General features: G+C 31.2%; 16 protein-coding genes and 1 pseudogene. 4 read left to right on the forward strand and 13 right to left on the reverse strand.

Annotation, left to right across the window (positions count from 1 at the left end; all coding sequences use genetic code 11):
* Positions 1-161 precede the first annotated feature (161 nt).
* The 5 genes and pseudogenes from fsa to ABF633_RS02455 form a co-directional block, all read right to left on the reverse strand.
* On the reverse strand, positions 162-806 hold the full coding sequence (gene fsa / locus ABF633_RS02435) for a fructose-6-phosphate aldolase (RefSeq protein ID WP_415521667.1): 645 nt from the start codon (positions 804-806) through the stop codon (positions 162-164).
* Positions 807-994: 188 nt separating this feature from the next.
* Positions 995-2,863 carry a heavy metal translocating P-type ATPase gene (locus ABF633_RS02440; protein ID WP_415521669.1) on the reverse strand — a complete coding sequence of 623 codons (1,869 nt, stop codon included), beginning with the start codon at positions 2,861-2,863 and terminating at the stop codon, positions 995-997.
* A gap of 224 nt (positions 2,864-3,087) precedes the next feature.
* Positions 3,088-3,363, reverse strand: a complete 276-nt coding sequence (locus ABF633_RS02445; protein WP_415521671.1) for a metal-sensing transcriptional repressor — start codon at positions 3,361-3,363, stop codon at positions 3,088-3,090.
* Positions 3,364-3,575: 212 nt separating this feature from the next.
* Positions 3,576-4,762: pseudogene (locus ABF633_RS02450) on the reverse strand (macrolide family glycosyltransferase).
* 307 nt (positions 4,763-5,069) lie between these two features.
* Positions 5,070-6,398, reverse strand: a complete 1,329-nt coding sequence (locus ABF633_RS02455) for a radical SAM protein (RefSeq protein ID WP_415521673.1) — start codon at positions 6,396-6,398, stop codon at positions 5,070-5,072.
* 562 nt (positions 6,399-6,960) lie between these two features.
* On the opposite strand from ABF633_RS02455, the gene ABF633_RS02460 reads away from it, so the two are divergent.
* A complete protein-coding gene (locus ABF633_RS02460; RefSeq protein WP_415521675.1) occupies positions 6,961-8,136 on the forward strand; it encodes a 4Fe-4S binding protein in 1,176 nt (391 codons plus the stop codon).
* A 321-nt stretch (positions 8,137-8,457) separates the two neighbouring features.
* Here ABF633_RS02460 and ABF633_RS02465 read toward each other — a convergent pair whose 3' ends face one another.
* From ABF633_RS02465 to ABF633_RS02475, 3 genes are read right to left on the reverse strand one after another with little or no spacing between them, the layout of a single operon-like run.
* A complete protein-coding gene (locus tag ABF633_RS02465) occupies positions 8,458-8,889 on the reverse strand; it encodes an MOSC domain-containing protein (RefSeq protein WP_415521677.1) in 432 nt (143 codons plus the stop codon).
* A gap of 23 nt (positions 8,890-8,912) precedes the next feature.
* Positions 8,913-10,865: a molybdopterin biosynthesis protein gene (locus tag ABF633_RS02470; protein WP_415521679.1), complete on the reverse strand. Its 1,953-nt coding sequence runs from the start codon at positions 10,863-10,865 to the stop codon at positions 8,913-8,915.
* 5 nt (positions 10,866-10,870) lie between these two features.
* Entirely contained in the window at positions 10,871-12,103 is a 1,233-nt protein-coding gene (locus ABF633_RS02475; RefSeq protein ID WP_415521681.1) for a molybdopterin molybdotransferase MoeA, read from the reverse strand.
* A gap of 689 nt (positions 12,104-12,792) precedes the next feature.
* Here ABF633_RS02475 and tatB point away from each other — a divergent pair.
* From tatB to tatC, 3 genes are all read left to right on the forward strand, one after another.
* Positions 12,793-13,104 carry a Sec-independent protein translocase protein TatB gene (gene tatB, locus ABF633_RS02480; RefSeq protein WP_415521683.1) on the forward strand — a complete coding sequence of 104 codons (312 nt, stop codon included), beginning with the start codon at positions 12,793-12,795 and terminating at the stop codon, positions 13,102-13,104.
* 120 nt (positions 13,105-13,224) lie between these two features.
* On the forward strand, positions 13,225-13,410 hold the full coding sequence (locus ABF633_RS02485) for a twin-arginine translocase TatA/TatE family subunit (protein WP_415521685.1): 186 nt from the start codon (positions 13,225-13,227) through the stop codon (positions 13,408-13,410).
* A complete protein-coding gene (tatC, locus tag ABF633_RS02490; RefSeq protein ID WP_415521687.1) occupies positions 13,391-14,170 on the forward strand; it encodes a twin-arginine translocase subunit TatC in 780 nt (259 codons plus the stop codon). Before ABF633_RS02485 ends, tatC begins: the two co-directional genes overlap by 20 nt.
* A 79-nt stretch (positions 14,171-14,249) precedes the next feature.
* Here the strand turns inward: tatC and ABF633_RS02495 are convergent, their stop codons facing one another.
* The 5 genes from ABF633_RS02495 to ABF633_RS02515 all read right to left on the reverse strand — a co-directional run bounded on the left by ABF633_RS02495 (position 14,250) and on the right by ABF633_RS02515 (position 20,343).
* Entirely contained in the window at positions 14,250-15,311 is a 1,062-nt protein-coding gene (locus ABF633_RS02495) for a 4Fe-4S dicluster domain-containing protein (RefSeq protein WP_415521689.1), read from the reverse strand.
* Between the two features lie 66 nt (positions 15,312-15,377).
* Positions 15,378-16,079: a TorD/DmsD family molecular chaperone gene (locus tag ABF633_RS02500; RefSeq protein ID WP_415521691.1), complete on the reverse strand. Its 702-nt coding sequence runs from the start codon at positions 16,077-16,079 to the stop codon at positions 15,378-15,380.
* 1 nt (position 16,080) lies between these two features.
* Entirely contained in the window at positions 16,081-17,070 is a 990-nt protein-coding gene (locus ABF633_RS02505; RefSeq protein WP_415521693.1) for a DmsC/YnfH family molybdoenzyme membrane anchor subunit, read from the reverse strand.
* Positions 17,071-17,073: 3 nt separating this feature from the next.
* On the reverse strand, positions 17,074-17,655 hold the full coding sequence (locus ABF633_RS02510) for a DMSO/selenate family reductase complex B subunit (protein ID WP_415521695.1): 582 nt from the start codon (positions 17,653-17,655) through the stop codon (positions 17,074-17,076).
* An 18-nt stretch (positions 17,656-17,673) separates the two neighbouring features.
* Positions 17,674-20,343 (reverse strand): molybdopterin-dependent oxidoreductase, encoded by a 2,670-nt coding sequence (locus ABF633_RS02515; protein WP_415521697.1) that lies wholly within the window; start codon positions 20,341-20,343, stop codon positions 17,674-17,676.
* Positions 20,344-20,359 lie beyond the last annotated feature (16 nt).

The raw sequence follows: 20,359 nt of genomic DNA on the forward strand, positions 1-20,359 counted from the left end.
TCACTTTAAAATTTATAAAAATAAAAAAAGAAAATTGTAGTTATTATTGAATACCATAGCAGTATTCAATAATAACTTTTAATATAAAAAATATATACTTGAAAAATCTTATTTACCTAATGCAATACAAAAATATAGGTATAATATGATAATAGGTAATTCTACTTTTCCATACCTTCATAATCTTTTAAAAATTTTTCTATTCCTGCGTCTGTAAGCGGATGTTTTATCATTTGAATTATTACTTTATATGGTATTGTGGCTATATTAGATCCCGCCTTAGCACACTCTAACACATGCATTGGATGTCTTATACTGGCTGAAATAATTTCTGCATCTATATTATGAAGCTTAAATATTTCTGAGATATCTTCAATTAATTGGATACCCTTGCTTCCTATGTCATCCAGCCTTCCTAAAAATGGGCTTACATAACTGGCTCCGGCTCTTGCTGCAAGCAATGCCTGCAGTGCAGAAAAAATCAGTGTAACATTTGTTTTTATGCCCTCTTTATGTAAAATTTTTACAGCTTTTAATCCTTCTTCACACATTGGAATCTTTACTATCATATTCTTATGAATTTTAGCTATTTCACGAGCTTCTTTTACCATACTCTCACATTCCATTGAAATAACTTCTCCACTTATTGGGCCATCCACTATTTCAGTTATTTCCTTTATTACTTCATTAAAGTCTCTTCCTTCTTTTGCTATAAGAGAGGGATTTGTTGTTACCCCACATATTACCCCTAATTCACTGGCCTTTCTTATCTCGTCAACATTTGCCGTATCTACGAAAATCTTCATTATTCACGTCTCCTTTAAAAGATAACCTATGAAAATCTGTATGATTTTTTCTAATAAATATCAATTTTTCAATTACTTACATAAACTAATTATAGGTAGATCTAATCTAATTTATATTATCGACTAATTTCCAGTTGTCTATATGATTGATTATACATTATATTCTGTAATTATACTAATCTTATTATTTAAATCTCCTGCCCTTTCCATTTTAATAACAAAGATGAATTTATAATAACTGCAACTGATCCAACATTATGTACCAGCGCACCTACAATAGGATTTAAGATACCTGTTATAGCTAATATTATAGCTATAAAATTAAGCCCCATGGAAAGTATTAAATTCAACTTGATAGTTTTCATTGTCTTTTTTGATAAGCTTAATAAATGTGGAATACAATTTATGTCATCATTTACAAGTGCAATATCTGCTGCATCCACAGCAATATCGCTTCCAATGCCCCCCATTGCAACACCAACATATGCTTTTTTTAATGCAGGAGCATCATTAATTCCATCTCCCACCATACAAACCAGTTCATCTCTATTCTGATATTGGTCAACTGCAGACATTTTATCCTCTGGCAAACAATCTGTTTTCACATCTGATATGCCAACAGCACTAGCAATATGTGAAGCAGCCCTATTATTATCCCCGGTTAATAGTACACTGTTAACACCTATTTTCTGAATATTTTTTATCATTTTTGCGGCACCTGCACGTATCTCATCAGAAAGAGCTATAAATCCTATAGAATTATTATTTATAGCAATATATATAATAGTACATCCTTCATTTATATATGTATTGGCTTTATGGGATATGTTATCGGATATAGAAATAGATTTTTCAGATAACATTCTATTATTGCCAGCAACAATAAAATTATCATCTACTATTGCACTAACACCACGACCTGCAGTCATCTTAAAATCTTTTGCTTCTTTTGGCAGTATATCTGAAATAGATTTAAAATGCTCCACAATTGCTTTTCCAAGAGGATGCTCTGAACGCATCTCTGCTGATACTGCCAATAATAACATCTTTTCAGATGATACATTTTCATCAAAACTCTCTATGGCTGCAACTACAGGTTTACCGTAAGTAAGTGTACCTGTTTTATCAAATGCAATATATTTTACTTTAGCAAGCCTTTCCAATGCATCTCCCTGACGAACAAGAATACCATACTTTGTGACATTACCTATAGCAGCCATAATAGCAGTAGGTGTTGCCAGCACAAGTGCACAGGGACAAAATACAACTAATATGGTTACAGACCTTATGATTTCGCCTGTAAAAAGCCATGTTAAAATGGCAGAAGTCAATGCAATAACTACAATCCGGGTAGCCCATCTGTCAGCTATGCCAACAATCTTTGCTTTGCTGGCATCAGCTGATTCTACAAGTCTAACCATTCTTTGCATTAAACTATCTGAATCAACCTTTGTAGCTTTCATCTCAAAAGTGCCAAATTGATTTACAGTTCCACTGAAAACCTCATCATTAACACTTTTATCTACAGGTAAAGACTCACCTGTCATTACTGCCTGATTAATGGAAGTTTGTCCACTTACAATTACTCCATCTACAGCAATACTTTCTCCTGCAAGAACACGTAAAGTGTCACCAATTTTCACCTCATCAGATGGAATTATATTTTCTACTCCACTTCTAATAATTCTTGCAGTTCCTGGAGTAAGATTCACTAATTTTTCAATTCCCTCACGAGCTTTTGCAACAGTTCTTTCTTCCAATAAAGCTCCAATAGTCATAATTATTGCCACTTCACCAGCAGCAAATGTTTCACCTATAAGTACTGATGCAATTAGAGCTATGGAAACTAAGACGTCAGCCTTTATATCAAATTCAGTAATTAATCCTTCTACAGCTCCTTTTATAATAGGAATGCCACAAAGTATAATAGAAACCCAAGCTATATTAAAGGGTAATCTATCCTGAAAAATATTAAAAAAGCTTATTACAAGAGATAATGCTGACAGTATGATAAATATAATTTCACGTTTTTCTTTGTCTAATATCCATTTTTTCATTATATGTATTCCTCCTTTAATAACTCAATATACCTTATACCCCTATATGGTATATTGAATTATGGTACTTGTCAATACTTGTCTAAAAAAACAAAACCCTTAGCGAAAAATATCACTAAAGGTAATTTACAATTTATTACAAACTATATTTACGGAACTATTTTATTTAATCTAATGTGCTAGCTATCTATAGTACCATCGGTACGAGGAGATTTCAATTTTGTTTATCCCATACGAGAAAAATGTTCTACTGCCTTTGCAAATTCTGCAATAGTCTTTTCTGCATCACCATGTTCAATTCCCTCTCGGACACAATGCTGTAAATGTCCCTCTAAAATTATTTGTCCAACTTTATGCAATGCAGATTTTGCAGCATTGATCTGTACTAAAATATCTTCGCAGGGAACATCCTTATCCACCATTTCAGAAATTCCTCGTACCTGCCCTTCAATTCTTTTTAATCTTGCTTGTACTTTTGGAACATCCATACATTTCCTCATATCTTTATCTCCAATCAAATATCAAATAACTACTATTATATTTATAGATTATATAAATAGCTGTATCTTGTCAATGTTTTGTCCTATTGCTTGCAACTTTCCAATTGCTTTACTATTTGTTATTATAATTTTCGCAGTAAAAAATGTATTTGATTTAGGAAATATATTGCTGCTTTCTTTCAGTTATTGCAACTAACCAAAATCTTTCTTTGTTATTTAAAGATTACTTCAACTGCTTTCTCATAGCCGCCAGATTCCTTAAAGGAATTACTTATCTTTTTAATATTTTCAACATAATTTGAATCTATTAAAACTTTTTCAATAGAAGTTTTTAAGATTTCTGGAGTGAGTTTGTCCTTATCAAGAGAAATAGCTGCGCCAAGTTCTGATGCCCTTTTTGCCATATAAGGTTGATCCCCTCCTATAGGTATTGCCACAAAGGGTACATTATTATAAAGTAAGTCACTAATACTATTCATTCCTGCATGTGTTACGGCCACATCTGCATATTTTAAAATCTGCGATTGTGGAACATAATTTTTAACTATAAAATTTTCAGGTATGTCAAACTTAGAGATATCTATATTGTATGCAGTCATAACTATTACAGCATCACTATCTTCAAAACTTTTAAGAATATATCATAGAGCTTAATATCCATATTGTTAAATACAGTTCCTAAAGAAATATATATAACCTTTTTTCCATGTAACTTTTCAAATGGAAAATCTAAATTTTCTTTTCTATCATATATTGGTGGACCTATGAATTTAAAACTATCATCATAATACTCAATATGTGAAACAAAATATCTGGAAGTATAAGCAATATTTATATCACCTTTATTAAAAAACAATTCACTTATTTCATTTGGTAATTCTGGGTTATAAATTTCTTTTAAGTCCTTTGATATTTTTTTATAGGTGTGAGTAATTGGATGATCTTTTATCAAATCTTCAATGCAATAAGGCTTACCCTCCATACGTTCTTTTGGAGTAATAAATACGGCAAAATAAGAAACGGATGGAGCATCCAATATTTGCCTAATAACATTTCCTATGGGTATTACAGAATCATAAACTATATAATCAAACTTTATACCTTTAGTCTGATATAAAATGTCACTTATAATCTCATTGCTGGAATTAAGGATTTTCTCCACAAAATTCATCAATTTATTGATTCCAGTTTCTTTACCCTTATTATGATGCATTTTTAAAGGATTTGATTCTCCATTGTAAGTTTTAAATACAGCACCTGCACTTTCAATTTTCTCTTTAAATTCTTCTGAAGAAAAATATATAACTTCATTTCCCTGGTTCACTAATTCATTTACCAATCCTAATGTTGGATTAACATGACCATAGGCTGAAATATTTAAAAAAAGTATCTTTGACATAAATTCACGTCCTTCTTCTCATCTTTGTTATTTAAGCTTTACAATTTGATGAAATATAACCATTATATTCAAATTTAAAACACATAAAAAGACTAATTCCTCTTAAAGCACTTTAAGAAAAATTAGTCTCTAGTTTTCTAGTCAACTATAATATTAAAATTTAATTTCATTGTTCTTATTATATTATTCTTATATATTTAGTATGATATATATTATCACTATTTTATCATATTATGTCAATATCATTTTGAGTAAATCCAATATTTACTTAAAAATCACTTTAACAAATTTAATAAAAAATTGAAATTTATATATCCTTTAAACTAAATGTTTCTGGCGTTGTATACTCAACCTTTAATTCCCGTAAATAGGTCATATTATCTCTTTCCTCTGTAACATTGTAGGAAATGGCCACTTCTATTTCAGTATCTATTAAATATTTAATTTTCTCTGGTGTAAATTGAAGAAAACCATAGTCTTTATTTTCTTCATAATCTTCTATTCCATTTTTATTAAATACTGAAATTGCCTTTGAAATATCTTTTCCAAATACCTTAGCCGTCTTTAAATAGTAATCCCTATTTGAAAAAATTACATTTTTCCATGTGGCTTTAGAAATTGTATTCTGCTTATATATCTGACCAGTATGTTTATTTTCCAGTGAACAGTAGTGTGCACCTAATTTTAAATCGTTGTCCAATATAAATTCTAGCAATTTCAAACTTAGAAGTTCACTTCCACATACAGCCAAACCACCAGAATACCAGTAATTATAAAGTACTTTGAAGGGTGGATATTTTAGCTTAAATCCTCTCTTTACATATTCTTCTACATTGTTGTAGGGGAAGCAAAACTCTAAAAGGTTGATTCCATCTACTTTTAATTTTTCTAAATCAAATATTAATTGCTTCATTTCTTCAAAGGTTCCCGGAATAACAGGCATTTCCACAACTACTTTAGGTATGTACTGACGGGCAAGAGCTATTTTTTTTAATACTGTTTTATGTAATTCTAAACTATCTTCTAATTTAATACTGAAACGTATTTCTTTTAATCCTGATTCACCCAATTTTTTAGCAAGTTTTTCATCCAATAAATCACCGGATGTATATAATCTTGTATGTACATTCTTCATATGATTTTTAATATACTTAAAATACTGAAAAGTATCTTCTTTATGTAAAAGTGGTTCACCTCCGGAAAGAGCTATATAATTAATATCTTTTTCTTTCCTCATTATATCTTTTAATTGTGATTTCCAGTCTGTTTTACTATTATTAAATAATTCATAATCTTCCTGATTTTCATTAAAACAATAATAGCAATCTCTATGGCACATTAAGGAAATATATGTGGTTACACTTCCAATGCCTTTAGCACACGCCTCACATGCAGGAGATATAAAATTATTATAAATACTTTTATCATCATTGCGAAAAATGGCTTGTTTTTGTTTTATGCGATTTAATACTTCTTTTGTCTCTATGTTTGTATCTGGGTTTTTATCAAAAGAAATTCCGTATTGTTCAATCTGCTCAATAAAATTCTTTGAAATATCCAGATAAAAGGATGCATATTCTTTAAATACCGGATTTTTCACTACTTTTATTGTGTCCTCATTAATATCTGTTACCATAAAATCTCCCCTTTTATTTTTAAATTGCTATACCCAGTATAATGAATTTTAAAATTCATTACATAAAAAACCCTCTATTATACTTTAAGTGAATTGTTTAGTTAAAGTCAATAAACGTAAGAAGCTAATATTCTATTTTTACTAGTCTAAAATCAATATATAATCTATTGTGAAATATCATATATAGTTTATATATTTTCAAAATCTATAAACTTTAATATAAATTTTAAGTAAATGCTAACTTTTTTTATAATCGTATTGACATAAAATAAAAAAATAATGATAATATAAATATATTAATAAAATAATAATAAGGCATAATATACAAAATGTACCAGTATAATAACTGGTTATTTATTTTAAAATGCCTATATGGAATATTAAAATAAAATTATGTAATTATGGTTGACTAGAAATACTAGAGGCTAATTTTTCTCAAAACAATTTGAGAAAAATTAGCCTTTTTATATTGTTTAAATTAATTAGAAATTAATGTTTACAAAATTTTGTAACAGTTAAACATAATTGATATTTCAAAATTATTTTAAAAGGAGTTGTAATCATGTCAAAAAAAATAAAGGAAATACAAATTTTCAGGCATATCATGCAATTAATCTTATTTTTTCTTTTACCCGGTATATACATATTGGCCTTTAGTGAATTAAAATCAATTTTTCAAATGATTATTAGAGGAAATTTTAATTTTATTCAGGCTCTTCCAGGTTTAATGGAATTTACAGTGGCAATTATTTTTACTATTTTAATGGGAAGATTTTTCTGTGGATGGTTTTGTGCCTTTGGCAGCTTTAATGATTGGGCCCACATGGCTTCAAAAAAAATATTTAAAATTAATTTTAAAATCAATGAAAAACTTGATTCCATACTAAAGTATGTAAAATATGGAATATTAATTCTAATTCTAATCTTTACATTTAGTGGTGGGAATAATATTTTAAATGGTGCAAGTCCCTGGGATGCCTTTGCACAGATAACTAATTTTTCCACTGTGTTGTCCACTCTAGCTATAGGCTTTATACTTTTAATTTTAATACTCATAGGAGATATTTTTATTGAAAGATTTTTTTGCAGATATTTATGTCCTCTAGGTGCTGTGTTTTCTTTAATCTCTAAAATAAGCATATTAAAAATTAATAAACCAACTGAGAAATGCGGCGATTGTAGAATATGTACAAATAATTGTTCAATGGGCTTAAAACTTTACAGTGTAAATAGTGTTCGTGGAGGTGAATGTATAAATTGCTTAAGGTGTGTAGAAACCTGCCATAGAAGAAACCCTCACGTAAATATACTGAATACAGAAGTTAATTCAGCAACAGCAAGTTCTTTTGTAGTAGCTATTTTTGCTGGTATATATGGTTTTACTAATTTTGGAAATTCAATCTCAATTCAGAAGGGATTAGCTTCTTCAAATGCAGCAATCTCCAGTAATGTTTCACAAGGAATCAAATATAAAGATGGAGATTACACGGGAACAGGTATAGGCTTTAATGGCGGTACAACAAAAGTTTCTGTTACTATAAAAGATGGCAAAATTGATACTATTAAAACCGTCTCAACTGAGGATACTCCAGACTTTTATAAAAACGTGGAAAATACTATACCCAATAAAATAATTTTAGCTCAATCAGCAAATTCAATTGATACTGTATCTGGCGCAACTTACAGCAGTAAAGGCCTTATAGATGCAGCTCAAAATGCATTGAATAAAGCTAAGTAAAGCTGATTGAAGCAAGTTCTTAATTCAGGTGGGGATTCTTTTACCCCATCTGAATTTTAGAACTGCGAATGCATGGCTTACTTGGCGTTGAACTCCCACTTGAAGAAGTGGGGACTTACGGCAAGTTAGTCAGGTTAAAATGGTATAGGGTGTATCACAATGTATAAAACTACTTTGTGGTACACCCTTATCTTCTTTCACATAAAGTCTTCTTTATATTTAAACTTTAGGCCTCTTCAAATAAAAGCCTGTTCAGTATATTAATCTATTTTAAATCTTTGACTTACCATTTTCACATGAATTATTGTCAGTAATGTTCTATCATAGCAATTGAATTTCATCCCCTGATTTTATCCACCCATTCCTTAATACTCTGGCAAATATAACTTCTTTTGACATAGTACAAGTGCCTGCTAAATCTCTTATTTTACATCCCTTATAGCATTCCTTTCCTATCTGAGTAATTTCTAAGATAACTTCTCCAATCTTAAGATTTTTCCCCACAGAAAGTTCATCAAAAACTACTCCTTCACTAGTGAGATTCTGCACAAATTTAACATTGCAAAATCCCTTTAATTTTAATTCCTTCATCTTATCTATACTCTCTTGTCCAAGTAAACTTACCTGCCTAGGCCCACTTCCAGCATGAACATCTCCCAATAAGCCATAATCAACTTTAAAATATCCCTTTTCAATAGCATGTTTTGCATCTCCCTTTTTCTCACTTATATTTAATGCAACAATACTAGCCATTATTCGACCCCCTTTAAGGTTAATTATTGGCTTTTTACAATACAATAATCAGAATTTAATTTTTCATCATTATGTGTTATTATTTTTCCAATACTTGAATAATCATAGCCTCCAAGTCTATCCAACTCTTTTAGAAATATATCACTTTTCATAACATTAATTAATTCTTTAATAGTCTCCATTTTCAAATATTCCTCAGGTACTGCAAAATCATATTCTTCATTGCACACTGGAATAAAGTCAAGGCCCATCATTTCCGCTGCTGAATATACTCCAAGGCCACAATCTACATCTCCACTGGCTACTGCTGCGGCTACAGACAGATGAGTAAATTCTTCTCTTTCATACCCATTAATATTATTTGGGGAAATATTTAATTTTTTCAAATAATAGTCTAACAGCAATCTTGTGCCTGCCCCTCTTTGTCTATTTACAAAACGTATACCTTCTTTTGATATGTCTGAAATTTCTCTAAGTGACAATGGGTTACCCTTTTGAACCATAAGCCCTTGAATTCTATTTACCACCTTTATTAGAGCTATATTCTTATCTTTTAAATATTTATTAATGTAAGACACATTGTACTCACCACTTTCCATGTCCAATAGATGAATTGGAGCAATATGGGTTTCCCCATTTTTTAGTGCCATTATTCCACCCATACTTCCTGTATGAGCAGATGATAAATAATAGTCAGGATTTTTTACATGAAGCAGATCAGAAAGCACATCTAATATAGGGTCATGGCTACCTATACAAACCAAGGTATTTTTAATTTCATCTATATTTTTCATAAGGCCTATCTGTACTTTAGTTCCAGCTTCAATGCCCTCTACATTTTGTGGAATTTCCAATATTCCATCTGACCTTACAAGAGACATAGTAGCCCCCGCCCCTCTTGAAAGTGGTGTGGCAATGAGCTTATTTCCCACATATCCAAGCTTCATTCTTACAAATTCTAAATACTTTAGGGAAGACATAACTCTTCTCGATAGAGTAGCCTCTAGCCTTTGCACTTTTTCAGATTTCTTTTCCTGATATCTTTCTATAATTACTTTAATAACCTTATCCATTATAAAATAAGCGGAAACTGGATATCCAGGTATTCCAATCACTGGCTTATTTTCAACTTTTCCCATAACAACTGGTTTACCTGGCTTTATGGATACACCATGTATATAGACTTCTCCTAAGTCCGAAATCACATCACTGGTATAGTCTTCTCTACCGGCAGAAGAACCTGCATTTATTATGACTATATCACATTCTGAAACAGCTTTTTCTACAACAGCTTTTAAAATTTCATAATTATCCTTTACTATATCATATCTTTTTGGTATTCCTCCATATTGAAGAATTTGTGCACTAAATACTCTTGAATTAAAGTCAATTATATCTCCTGTCTTAAGATTGCTGCCTGGATCCACAAGTTCTGTACCAGTTGGAATAATACCTATTAAAGGCTTTTTATAAACTTCAATAGTATTTACTCCTCCAGCTAACATTGCCCCTATATCTACTGGTCTTATAACATGACCAGAAGGTACAATAAGCTGATTTTCAACTATATCTTCACCAAGAGGTCTTATGTGCTGCCAGGGTGCTGCACTTTTATATATTTGAATTTTATCTCTATCTATTTTAACTGTATCCTCAACCATTATTACACAATCATATTCTCTAGAAATTGGATCTCCTGTATCTACCACTAAATAATCCTTGCCTTCCTCTAGCATAATAGGGTTCTTTTCAGAGGCTCCTATAGTCTTTAAACTTTCAACGGCAATACCATCCATAGCAGAACAGTTATAGAAGGGTGAAGATATTTTTGAATAGACTGCTTCTGAAGTAACTCTTCCTAAAGATTCTTCTGTATTTAATAATTCCCTATTTAAAAATGAATGCTTTATTTTTCCCAAATATTCTCTTAATGCTTCTTTCAATTCATAATTTGACAGATATACTTTTTGCACCATAATAATCACCTCTGAAATTTATAGACATACACTTTTTCATTTTCATAAATTCCTTCTACATTTTTATTAATCTTTATGTAACCCCAGGCCTTTGTAAATCCACTGATAGCTGCTGATTTAGTCAGAATTGGTACAGCTGTATATTCCCCTTCTGCTTTATTAATAGTAACAGGAAGGTATTCTTCTCTTCCTTTAGCTTTGTGATAATTCATGCTGAACTTGCATGGAATAGGATAGTCCTCCTCTTCAAATCCCATCATTGCATGCAGAAGATATCTAACTAATATTCTGTAAACCACAGCACAAGAAAGTGGATGACCTGGAAGTCCAAATATAGGTTTATCTTTTATTTTTCCAAGTATAGTTGGCTTACCTGGCTTTATAGATATTCCATGAAATAATATTCCAGGGCTTCCAAGTTCATCAATGACTTTTGCAGTTTCATCTTTTTTTCCTACAGAGCTACCTCCAGATACAAGCACTAAATCACATTCATCTACAGCTTTTTTCACAGTTGTAAATAATGCTTCATAATTATCTTTAATAACCCCATATAATATAGGTTGTCCACTATCTTCAATAACTGAAGAATAAATGAGATAGGAGTTAATATCTCTAATTTCACCAGGACGGGGCTGCTTTTCAGGGGATACAATTTCATCACCAGTGGAAATTATTCCAACCTTTGGTTTGCAAAATACGGGCACTCTAGTAATTCCCAAACTTGATAGCATGCTTATGCTGTAAGGCTTTAGAAGTGTTCCCTGTTTAAGCACAGTTTCTCCCAGTTCTACATCTTCATCTTCATTCAATACATTCTCTCCAAAGGAAATAGACTTATTGGCAAGTACAGTAACATCATCCATTTTATCGATGTATTCTATCATAATTACACTATCCGTGCCTTCCGGTAGCATTCCTCCAGTTGGTATATACATACACTCACCTGGAAACTCTAGTGATTTAACAGGCATTCTACCCATTTTAACTTCTCCTTTTAAATCAAGCATGGAAGGCATACTTTCACTGGCACCCTGAAGATCTCTAAACTTAACAGCATATCCATCTACCATGGATCTTTTAAAACCAGGGATGTTTAAAGGTGATACAATGTCCCTGGATAATACTCTGCCATTACATTCTTTAATATCTATTAATTCGGTATTTAAATTTAACTTAAAATTACAGTTTATAATATTCTTTGCTTCCTCTACAGATACTACATTATAAAAATTCATATTAAGGCCCCCTATTTTGTATATTAATAGTTCTCACTGGTGAAAATTAATATACAATTAAATATATTAAGAGGCTAATTTTTCTTAAATAAATTTAGAAAAAATTAGCCTCTAGTATCTTCTAGTCAACTAAATAATTACTATAATTACATTTTAACATTTCACAGCAATATAACATATTATTCTCATGTGTTTAATACGATATATATTATCACTATTTTTTCATATTATGTCAATATAATTTTAAGTAAATTCTTTATTTATTTAAAATTGTTTTAAATAAATTTTGTAAATTTGTAATTAAATAAAATAAATTTCAGATAAATGCCAATTTTTCTTACAATCATATTGACATAAGGCAAAAAAATAAGGATAATATAAATATATTAAACAAATAAGAATAATATGGAATATATAAATTGCAATTTAAATTATTTATTTAACTGAATTAGGTACTTTACGTAAATACAATTTATTGCAATATATTAAAACAAAGTTGTAAAAATATTGTAGTTGACTAGAAAAACTAGAGGCTAATTTTTTCTTAGAACAATTTAAGAGGAGATTAGCTTTTTATTTTATTTAAATTCAATCACTGTTAAAATGTGTTTTCTAATGTTAATCTTTAATATTTATTTTTTTGTTGATAGAAGTAATTTTGTTACATATAAAGAAGGAGGAAAATTGTTATGTTTAATATTGGCTTTGGTGAATTAATTTTAATTCTATTGATTGCTTTTCTTGTAGTTGGACCTGAGGATTTACCTAAGGTTGCCAGAGCACTTGCCCGAGCCTTGAAGTATTTTCGTGGTATTGTAGATGAAGTAAAACAATCTGTAAATTTGGATTCAGAATTAACTGAAATTAGTAATGTGAAAAGGGAAATTCAACAGACAGTAAAAAATGTGAATCCCTTAAATAATATTCACAGCGAAATAAAAGACGTAAAAGAAGAACTGGAATCAACTGAAAAAGCATTTAAAAAATCTAGCAATTTCTGATTCATATAGTTTTTATAAAAGATTATACGAATTAAAATATAAACTTAATTAACATGAAATAAAAAATATAAATTGAAATAACATGTTTAATCTACAGTAATATTATAAGGAGGAAAATTTATGAGACTTGGAAGAACAGAGATTTTATTACTTTTATTTCTTGCACTAATATTTTTTGGTGGTGGTAAACTTGGTAACGTTGGTAAATCTCTTGGGAAAAGTATAAAAGAATTTAAAGAAGAGATAAGAGATGATAGCAAAGAAACAGTTAAGAAGGCTGAATCTGATGATAAAGAGAAAGCATAGATTAGAAGAACACATCCAGATTTATAAGGGAAAACTTAATAACAATGAATTAGGAACTCCAAAAACTATATTAGATCACTTAAAAGACCTGCGTAAAATGTTATTAATAATTTCTATTTCCATCGGTGTTGCTTTTAATATAATTCTTATCTTTTTTGTAACTTACATAATGGATTTTATTGTTAAGCCTTTAAAAGATATGCATATTGAAATTATCTATACTGGATTGTCTGAATCCTTTACTTCACAAGTTAAGGTCTCTTTAATTGCTGGTGTAATTGTAGTATCACCAATTATTTTTTGGCAAGTTTGGTCTTTCTTAAAGCCAGCTCTTTACCGAAAAGAACGGTTAATATTTGGCAGTTTGTTTATTTTAGGTATTTTCTTATTCATTTTAGGAGTAGTATTTGCCTATATAGTTGTACTGAATTTATCCATTAATTTTTTTGTTTACACCAGTGGTAATTCAGCAACCCCTATGATTTCCATAAGTAAATATGTAGATTTTCTATTCAGTTTTCTACTACCTTTTGGAATAACCTTTGAACTGCCAATAGCAATTATTATTTTAACACGATTAGGTATAATTACTGCCAATGAGCTTTCAAAGTATAGAAAATATGTTATATTCGCTATATTTATTATTGCGGCCATATTAACTCCACCAGATGTAGTTTCTCAAATTTCAATGGCTATACCCATTATAATTCTCTATGAAATTAGTATTTTAGCATGTAAATTAGTGAAAAAAAGAGCCTAATATAATAATCATATCAATTCATCTAAACTTAGTAGGAGTTTGTATTCCCACTAAGTTTAGATGAATATTCATAATTAATTCATTTGGCCAATTTCCTTTCACTACAACATGCCATACAGAGCTCTTCTCCTGTCTCCGGGTTTACAGGTGCACCACACTCTTTACAAATTGCTGACTTAATTTTTGTTTTCACTGGAGAAAATACATTGTGAATATATACTAATTTCATTCCTTCAATCGCCTTATCCATACAAACATTTTCACATACTCCACAGCTGTCACATTTCCACACAGTGTGATTTATAATCCCTGTGCCCCTTTCTCCTACAGAAATATGAATTGCTTTTTGAGGGCATACTTTTTCACAAATTCCACATCCCCAGCATCTACTGCCAAATACAGGTGTATACCATCCAAATTTTCCTTGCTTAATATTTAGATATTCAATATTTTTTAATCTGTTTAATAGTACTTTCCTATAAATCATTCCATCTAATTTAGCACTTGCATCTTCTGGCAGCAAAGTAGTAATGGTAGTTTTTGATTTTTTCAAAATAAATGCAAACATGTCTCGTCTAGAAAAGTGTTTCTGCGGCATTGGAGATCTGCTATCATTAATAATAATGCGCTTACTGTATAATTCCTCTCCTAAAAATTCTCTTACTCGTTTTAGATTTAACTCTATTAACTCTTCATTAGCAGATTTTTCTGAACAACTGTTGCAATTTCTTCTAACAATTATTACTGGCTTTTCTATAGCTAAGCTAGCCAATATCTCCCACGGATAGGAAGCTATACAATGTAATTTTACATCATCAGAGTTTTCTTCCTTATTGCAGCCTAAAATAATTTCCTCTCCTTTTATTTCATAGGTACTTAGAATTTTATTCATAATACTTGAAGAGGAACGTATTGTTCTTGATGGACATACAGAAACACATTTGTTACAATTAATACATTTATACCAGTCTACCTTCTTTAAATTTGCAGATTTTATTATTCCCTCACTGCAAGCCTCCTGACATGCTGTACATATCTTTTTCCTCTGATGTTTATTGATACAACTATCATATTCAATAGTTGGATGATTTTCATCTATTAATTTATTAAATAAATAATTTGTCAATAAATCATTTAACATTACTATACCTCTATTTTAATTCTAAAATATACCCCAAAAATATTTTTGCACCTATTCAATAACCGATTATTTATTATTGGATTCTAAATTTATATTATCTAATATTTCAATAATAATATCATAATCAATGATTAAAAATTCTTTCAGAATATTGGCCATTTCTGGGTAATATAATTTGGAAGTTGATTTTTGCATTGCATTTGCAAAATCGGGAATCCATCTTTGAAGATGATACTGCAGGAAATCTTTTTGATCCTTTAACAGTTGAACTACTATTTCCACATTGTCATTTTCAAATGCTCTTTGCATTTTCTTACTTAAAGAAAAAATAAATTCTAATTCAAGTGCAATATGATCATCTGCTACATGAAGATACCTGTTTGGAATAATACCATGCTGCATATAAATTTTGCGGACTTCTAAAGTGCTTTGCCTGAATAAAATACGTTCTTTTGTTATATACACAGATTCCCAAGGAGGAGCTGGCATTTTTTCTGGTCCAATAAGCAATTTTGTATACTCCGTTTTAAGCTTATCAATGAAATTATCATTTACTTTATAGGTAATAGATTTCAAAAATTCTGCCGCATCCACCATGGCATGATTATCTTCCACATCCAATAACTCCAAAGCATTTATAGTAGTATGACCGGTTACTAATTTTAATTGTTCCTCACTTGGCTCAGCACCAAATATATTATGAAATATTCCATACAAATAGGTTCTGTTTGCAATAAGTATTTCAATACTTTCTCTTTGATCCATCATATTAAATTCTTCCAATCTTAGTAGTTATAAATACTGTATAGAATAAGTATTTGCTTATGATTGCTGATACTATTATAAAGGCAACAGCTAAAAGCTTTGCTTCATTTCCCACTTTTATCAACTTTCTTCCATTATATCTTTTTTCTCCAATGCCTTTCCAAAAGAAAAATATAACTGCAAAAACTGCAAACAAATATTTTAATACAACTAATATACCATTTCCATAAAGCAATTTTTCACTTGCAGATCCTGCTGCTCCTAATGCAGATAAATTGGATCTATAAAGAATTTCACTTACAATTTGTACTATTAATGCCAATAGTATTGCTGCACCAATAAGTTTTTTAGATTTTTCTGTCTGGTGTCTATAATCAGAGGAATAATATAGTATTCCTCCAATTAAAATTACACTAGTATAAAAATTTACAAAGGTTGTTATACCATTCCGGGAAGGAATACCCGTAAATGTATAAACATTTCCAATGATAGCTATATCTATGAGCCCTATAACTGCTGATAGCCATATAAATATATTTTGTGCCAACCTTGAGGAAGGTTTTACAAATGTTATAATGGCATTTACTACAATTAATGCTATTAATATTCCAAAAAATAAAATTTCTTTAGATAATCCAGTAAGTCCTATGGCTACTGCCAATAGTGTAAGTATAATCTGTGTTATCCTTTGGGAGGGTCTTACAAATGTAATAATAGCATTTATTACATTTAAAGTTGCCAATATTCCAGAAAATAAAATTGCCCTGGACAGCCAAGAAGTTTTAATATTTTTTAAAGTATTCACCATTTTAAATGGTTGACCCAAATTCAACCAATATGCAAATACACCAATAATTATAAATGCTGTTGCTATAATAATAGGTAATTTCTTAATACTATCTTTGTTTTTTAATTTAACAATAGCTAAAAATAATATAATTCCCACTGATGATTCAATTCCTATAGAAAATATTAACAATCCTAATTCTGACATATGTTATACCTCTCTTTCAACATAATCCTTTGAATATGCAGACTCTCTTGGCTTAATCAGCACTGATGGATTTGTAATAGAAGCTGCCGGTAAAATTGGTAGTTCACTAACTACATCTTTTCCATATTTTTTCTTTAAATCATCCAATTCACCGAATTCAATACAGCGCATAAGGCATGCATCTACACAAGCAGGATTTTTCCCCTTAGCTACCAGATCCTTACACGCATCACATTTGTTTATAATTCCTTTATCCTCTACATATTGTGGTACCCCGTAAGGACAATTCCAGATACAATATTTGCATCCGATACACATATCAGGATCATAATCTACAATACCATTTTGTTCCACCTTATGTATAGCTCCAGTTGGGCATCCTTCTGCGCACTTAGGATTTTTACAATGATTACAAGTAGTAGAAAGATGATAAATACTTGGATTGGGAAAACTACCTGTTTCAAATGTTTTCACATTACGAAATAAAGTCCCTACTTCTAAACGATTCTTATCCTTACATGCAATCTGACAAGTACGACATCCAATGCATTTTGTCATATCAAAATAAAATCCATATTGACTCATTTTATTTCACACCTTTCTTTAAAATATAATTCGTTGTGGAACATCTACATCGTCTGGTATTGGAGAACCTGTCCACTTCTCTAAGTTCACATTTTGTGTATTCCACCCTGATACTCCTCCACCTGTAGAAATATTGCCGCATAAATAATTATCTGCTCCTCCTTTATCGATGCCATTAGATTCATCTACATCTGCCCAAGCACCATGAGGAAGTCCAATAACACCAGGAGCAACACGTTCTGTTACGTAAGCATGACGAAGTGTTTTACCGTAAGCACTTGTAATTAAAACAGTATCTCCATTTTTAATTCCCTTTTTATCAGCATCCCCTTTTGAAATATAGGCAGGCTGCTTCAAAGCCTCTCTAAGCCATGGAACATTATCGTAAATAGAATGAGAGCGTCTAATATAATGAGGATTAATTAACTGGTAAGGATATTTTCCTTTAGTCTTATCCCAAAAATCCGAATATGTACTTTCATAGCCATCCCTTGGAGGTACATATTTGGGCAAAGGTGAAACTTCATTATAACCCTGGCTATATAAAATATCAGCTTTTGTCTGGGAATAAATCTCAATCAATCCGGTTGTAGAATTTAAAGGATTTTTCACAGGGTCCTTTATAAATTTTTCATAGGCAATATTTCCATAATTATCTCCATCATGTCTCTCTACCTGATAAATGCCATCTGCTAAAAATTTATTTAAAGGGACCCTCCCTGACTGCGGCTTACCATCACATCCCCACGCTGCTATATCTTTAGCTGTAATCTCTACTAAAGGTTCATAACCTGTACCTTCCTTATTTATTACAGTGGAACCTGCCAATTTGTTAAAAAATCTTTGTTTTTGACTAATTGGGTACATATCTTTTTCTGGCACATCCAATAATTTACCCAACTGAATATTTACCCACTCATCATCCTTTGCTTCATAAATTGGCTTTATCACATTGCTGTATACCAGCATAATATCGCGGTTACATCCAGATGAAGGAAAATTGCCTTCACGTTCCCACCAGGTAGTAATAGGAAGAACGATATCTGCATATTTTGAATTTGTAGTTAAAAATGATGACTGGCTTAACACAAATTCTACTTTTCTATGTACCTCTATTCCCTGCTTCATACCTTCACGTGTTTGAAGAAGTGCACTTCCACTATGCCATATCATCTGAATATTAATTGGTTTTCTCTCAACTTTCTTTTTTAAATCTACTTTTGATACTACTTTTTTCCAGTCAGCTGGTTTAGCATTAATAGAAGGAAAAACTGAAGAAGGATTATAACTTCCATCAGAAATTGCCTTCCAGCCTTCTGTATCATTTAGATAAAGAGGCGGATAGGTCTTTGCCTTTGATACCATACCATCACTGCCGGCAACCACCAATGCCTTTCCAAAATTAGCAGCATTGTTCCAGCAGGAGGTACCCGTGGCATGTCCAGATTTACCAATATGCCCTCCCATAGCACCTAGTGTTATAAATAATTGAGGCATTGAATCGCTGTCATGAGTACGTGCAGGTGCCCAGGTAGTTAACAATGCAACTTTTATATTTTTACCTATACGCCTTGCCAACTTACGAATTGTATCAGCTTGTACACCACAAATTTTTTCTGCCCATTCAGGAGTCTTAGGAACATTATCATATCTGCCTAGCAAATAGTCTTTAAAATTTTCATTTACCTCTGCATTTGGAGGCATATGCTCTGCATCAAAACCATAAGTATATCGATTTAGAAAATCCCAATCAATTAATGGATTTGTTACCGGATCATCTTCCTTCAGCATTGTATATGCCAGTGCCAATTGCATTGTCATATCAGTTCCAGGTCTAATTGGAATCCACTCTGCCTCTAAAGTAGCTGCTGTATCTGTATATACGGGATCAATAATTACAAATTTACATCCTTTTTTCTTCATTTCTAAGTAAAAGTGAGTTGCATTCCCCATGGCAGACCAGGCAGGATTTAAACCAAAACCCACAACAAGCTCTGACTTTTGCAAATCAAATCTATCATTTACTGCATCTCGTACTAAAATTCCATCTCCTACTCCTAAAATATGAGGAATTGCATACCATGCCCCATAGGAGCTTGTCCCCCAATGTGAAACATAAGAACCTAATTTATTTAGTAAAGGGCCAGGCTCAGCACTTGTAGAAAAAATAGATTCCACTCCATACTTATTTTTAACCCGTGTAATTTCATCTGCTATGTATTTTAATGCCTCATTCCATGAAATTCTCTCCCATTCATCTTTTCCACGAAGTGATTTATCCCCTCCACCGGGTTCCCAATGTTTACGTTTCATAGGATATTTCAAGCGATCAGCACCCTGTGCCTCAAATTGCTCTGCTCTACCTCTTAAACAAGCTCTTTGCTGAGGATTATCATCGGTATCCTCTCTTAAATCATCTGTTTTTTGGCGTACAACTACCCCCTCAACCACTAATGCCTTAACTAAACATTTTCCTCCACAATTGTGCCAGCAGGCTGCTGCAACCCATTTCCCAGTATCTGTATTAATATGAGCTACATCTTTTTTATCCAGCGTTGTTTCCTTTAATGTATTATCATAAGCTACTAATGGTAAGCCTGCCACCGCCGCTGCCACAGCTGCACTTCCCTTTAGAAATTTTCTTCGGTCTATCTTAGTATTTACTAATTTGTTTATAAAATTGCTCATGGAACTGATATACCCC

The sequence above is a fragment of the Clostridium sp. genome, assembly GCF_047718555.1.
GTDB lineage: Bacteria > Bacillota > Clostridia > Clostridiales > Clostridiaceae > Clostridium_I.

What these genes read in the sequence shown, in the direction of transcription:
- fsa (WP_415521667.1), bottom strand. Translation starts at nt 806, where the DNA reads ATGAAGATTTTCGTAGATACGGCAAATGTTGACGAGATAAGAAAGGCC.
- ABF633_RS02440 (WP_415521669.1), bottom strand. Translation starts at nt 2,863, where the DNA reads ATGAAAAAATGGATATTAGACAAAGAAAAACGTGAAATTATATTTATC.
- ABF633_RS02445 (WP_415521671.1), bottom strand. Translation starts at nt 3,363, where the DNA reads ATGAGGAAATGTATGGATGTTCCAAAAGTACAAGCAAGATTAAAAAGA.
- ABF633_RS02455 (WP_415521673.1), bottom strand. Translation starts at nt 6,398, where the DNA reads ATGGTAACAGATATTAATGAGGACACAATAAAAGTAGTGAAAAATCCG.
- ABF633_RS02460 (WP_415521675.1), top strand. Translation starts at nt 6,961, where the DNA reads ATGTCAAAAAAAATAAAGGAAATACAAATTTTCAGGCATATCATGCAA.
- ABF633_RS02465 (WP_415521677.1), bottom strand. Translation starts at nt 8,889, where the DNA reads ATGGCTAGTATTGTTGCATTAAATATAAGTGAGAAAAAGGGAGATGCA.
- ABF633_RS02470 (WP_415521679.1), bottom strand. Translation starts at nt 10,865, where the DNA reads ATGGTGCAAAAAGTATATCTGTCAAATTATGAATTGAAAGAAGCATTA.
- ABF633_RS02475 (WP_415521681.1), bottom strand. Translation starts at nt 12,103, where the DNA reads ATGAATTTTTATAATGTAGTATCTGTAGAGGAAGCAAAGAATATTATA.
- tatB (WP_415521683.1), top strand. Translation starts at nt 12,793, where the DNA reads ATGTTTAATATTGGCTTTGGTGAATTAATTTTAATTCTATTGATTGCT.
- ABF633_RS02485 (WP_415521685.1), top strand. Translation starts at nt 13,225, where the DNA reads ATGAGACTTGGAAGAACAGAGATTTTATTACTTTTATTTCTTGCACTA.
- tatC (WP_415521687.1), top strand. Translation starts at nt 13,391, where the DNA reads ATGATAAAGAGAAAGCATAGATTAGAAGAACACATCCAGATTTATAAG.
- ABF633_RS02495 (WP_415521689.1), bottom strand. Translation starts at nt 15,311, where the DNA reads ATGTTAAATGATTTATTGACAAATTATTTATTTAATAAATTAATAGAT.
- ABF633_RS02500 (WP_415521691.1), bottom strand. Translation starts at nt 16,079, where the DNA reads ATGATGGATCAAAGAGAAAGTATTGAAATACTTATTGCAAACAGAACC.
- ABF633_RS02505 (WP_415521693.1), bottom strand. Translation starts at nt 17,070, where the DNA reads ATGTCAGAATTAGGATTGTTAATATTTTCTATAGGAATTGAATCATCA.
- ABF633_RS02510 (WP_415521695.1), bottom strand. Translation starts at nt 17,655, where the DNA reads ATGAGTCAATATGGATTTTATTTTGATATGACAAAATGCATTGGATGT.
- ABF633_RS02515 (WP_415521697.1), bottom strand. Translation starts at nt 20,343, where the DNA reads ATGAGCAATTTTATAAACAAATTAGTAAATACTAAGATAGACCGAAGA.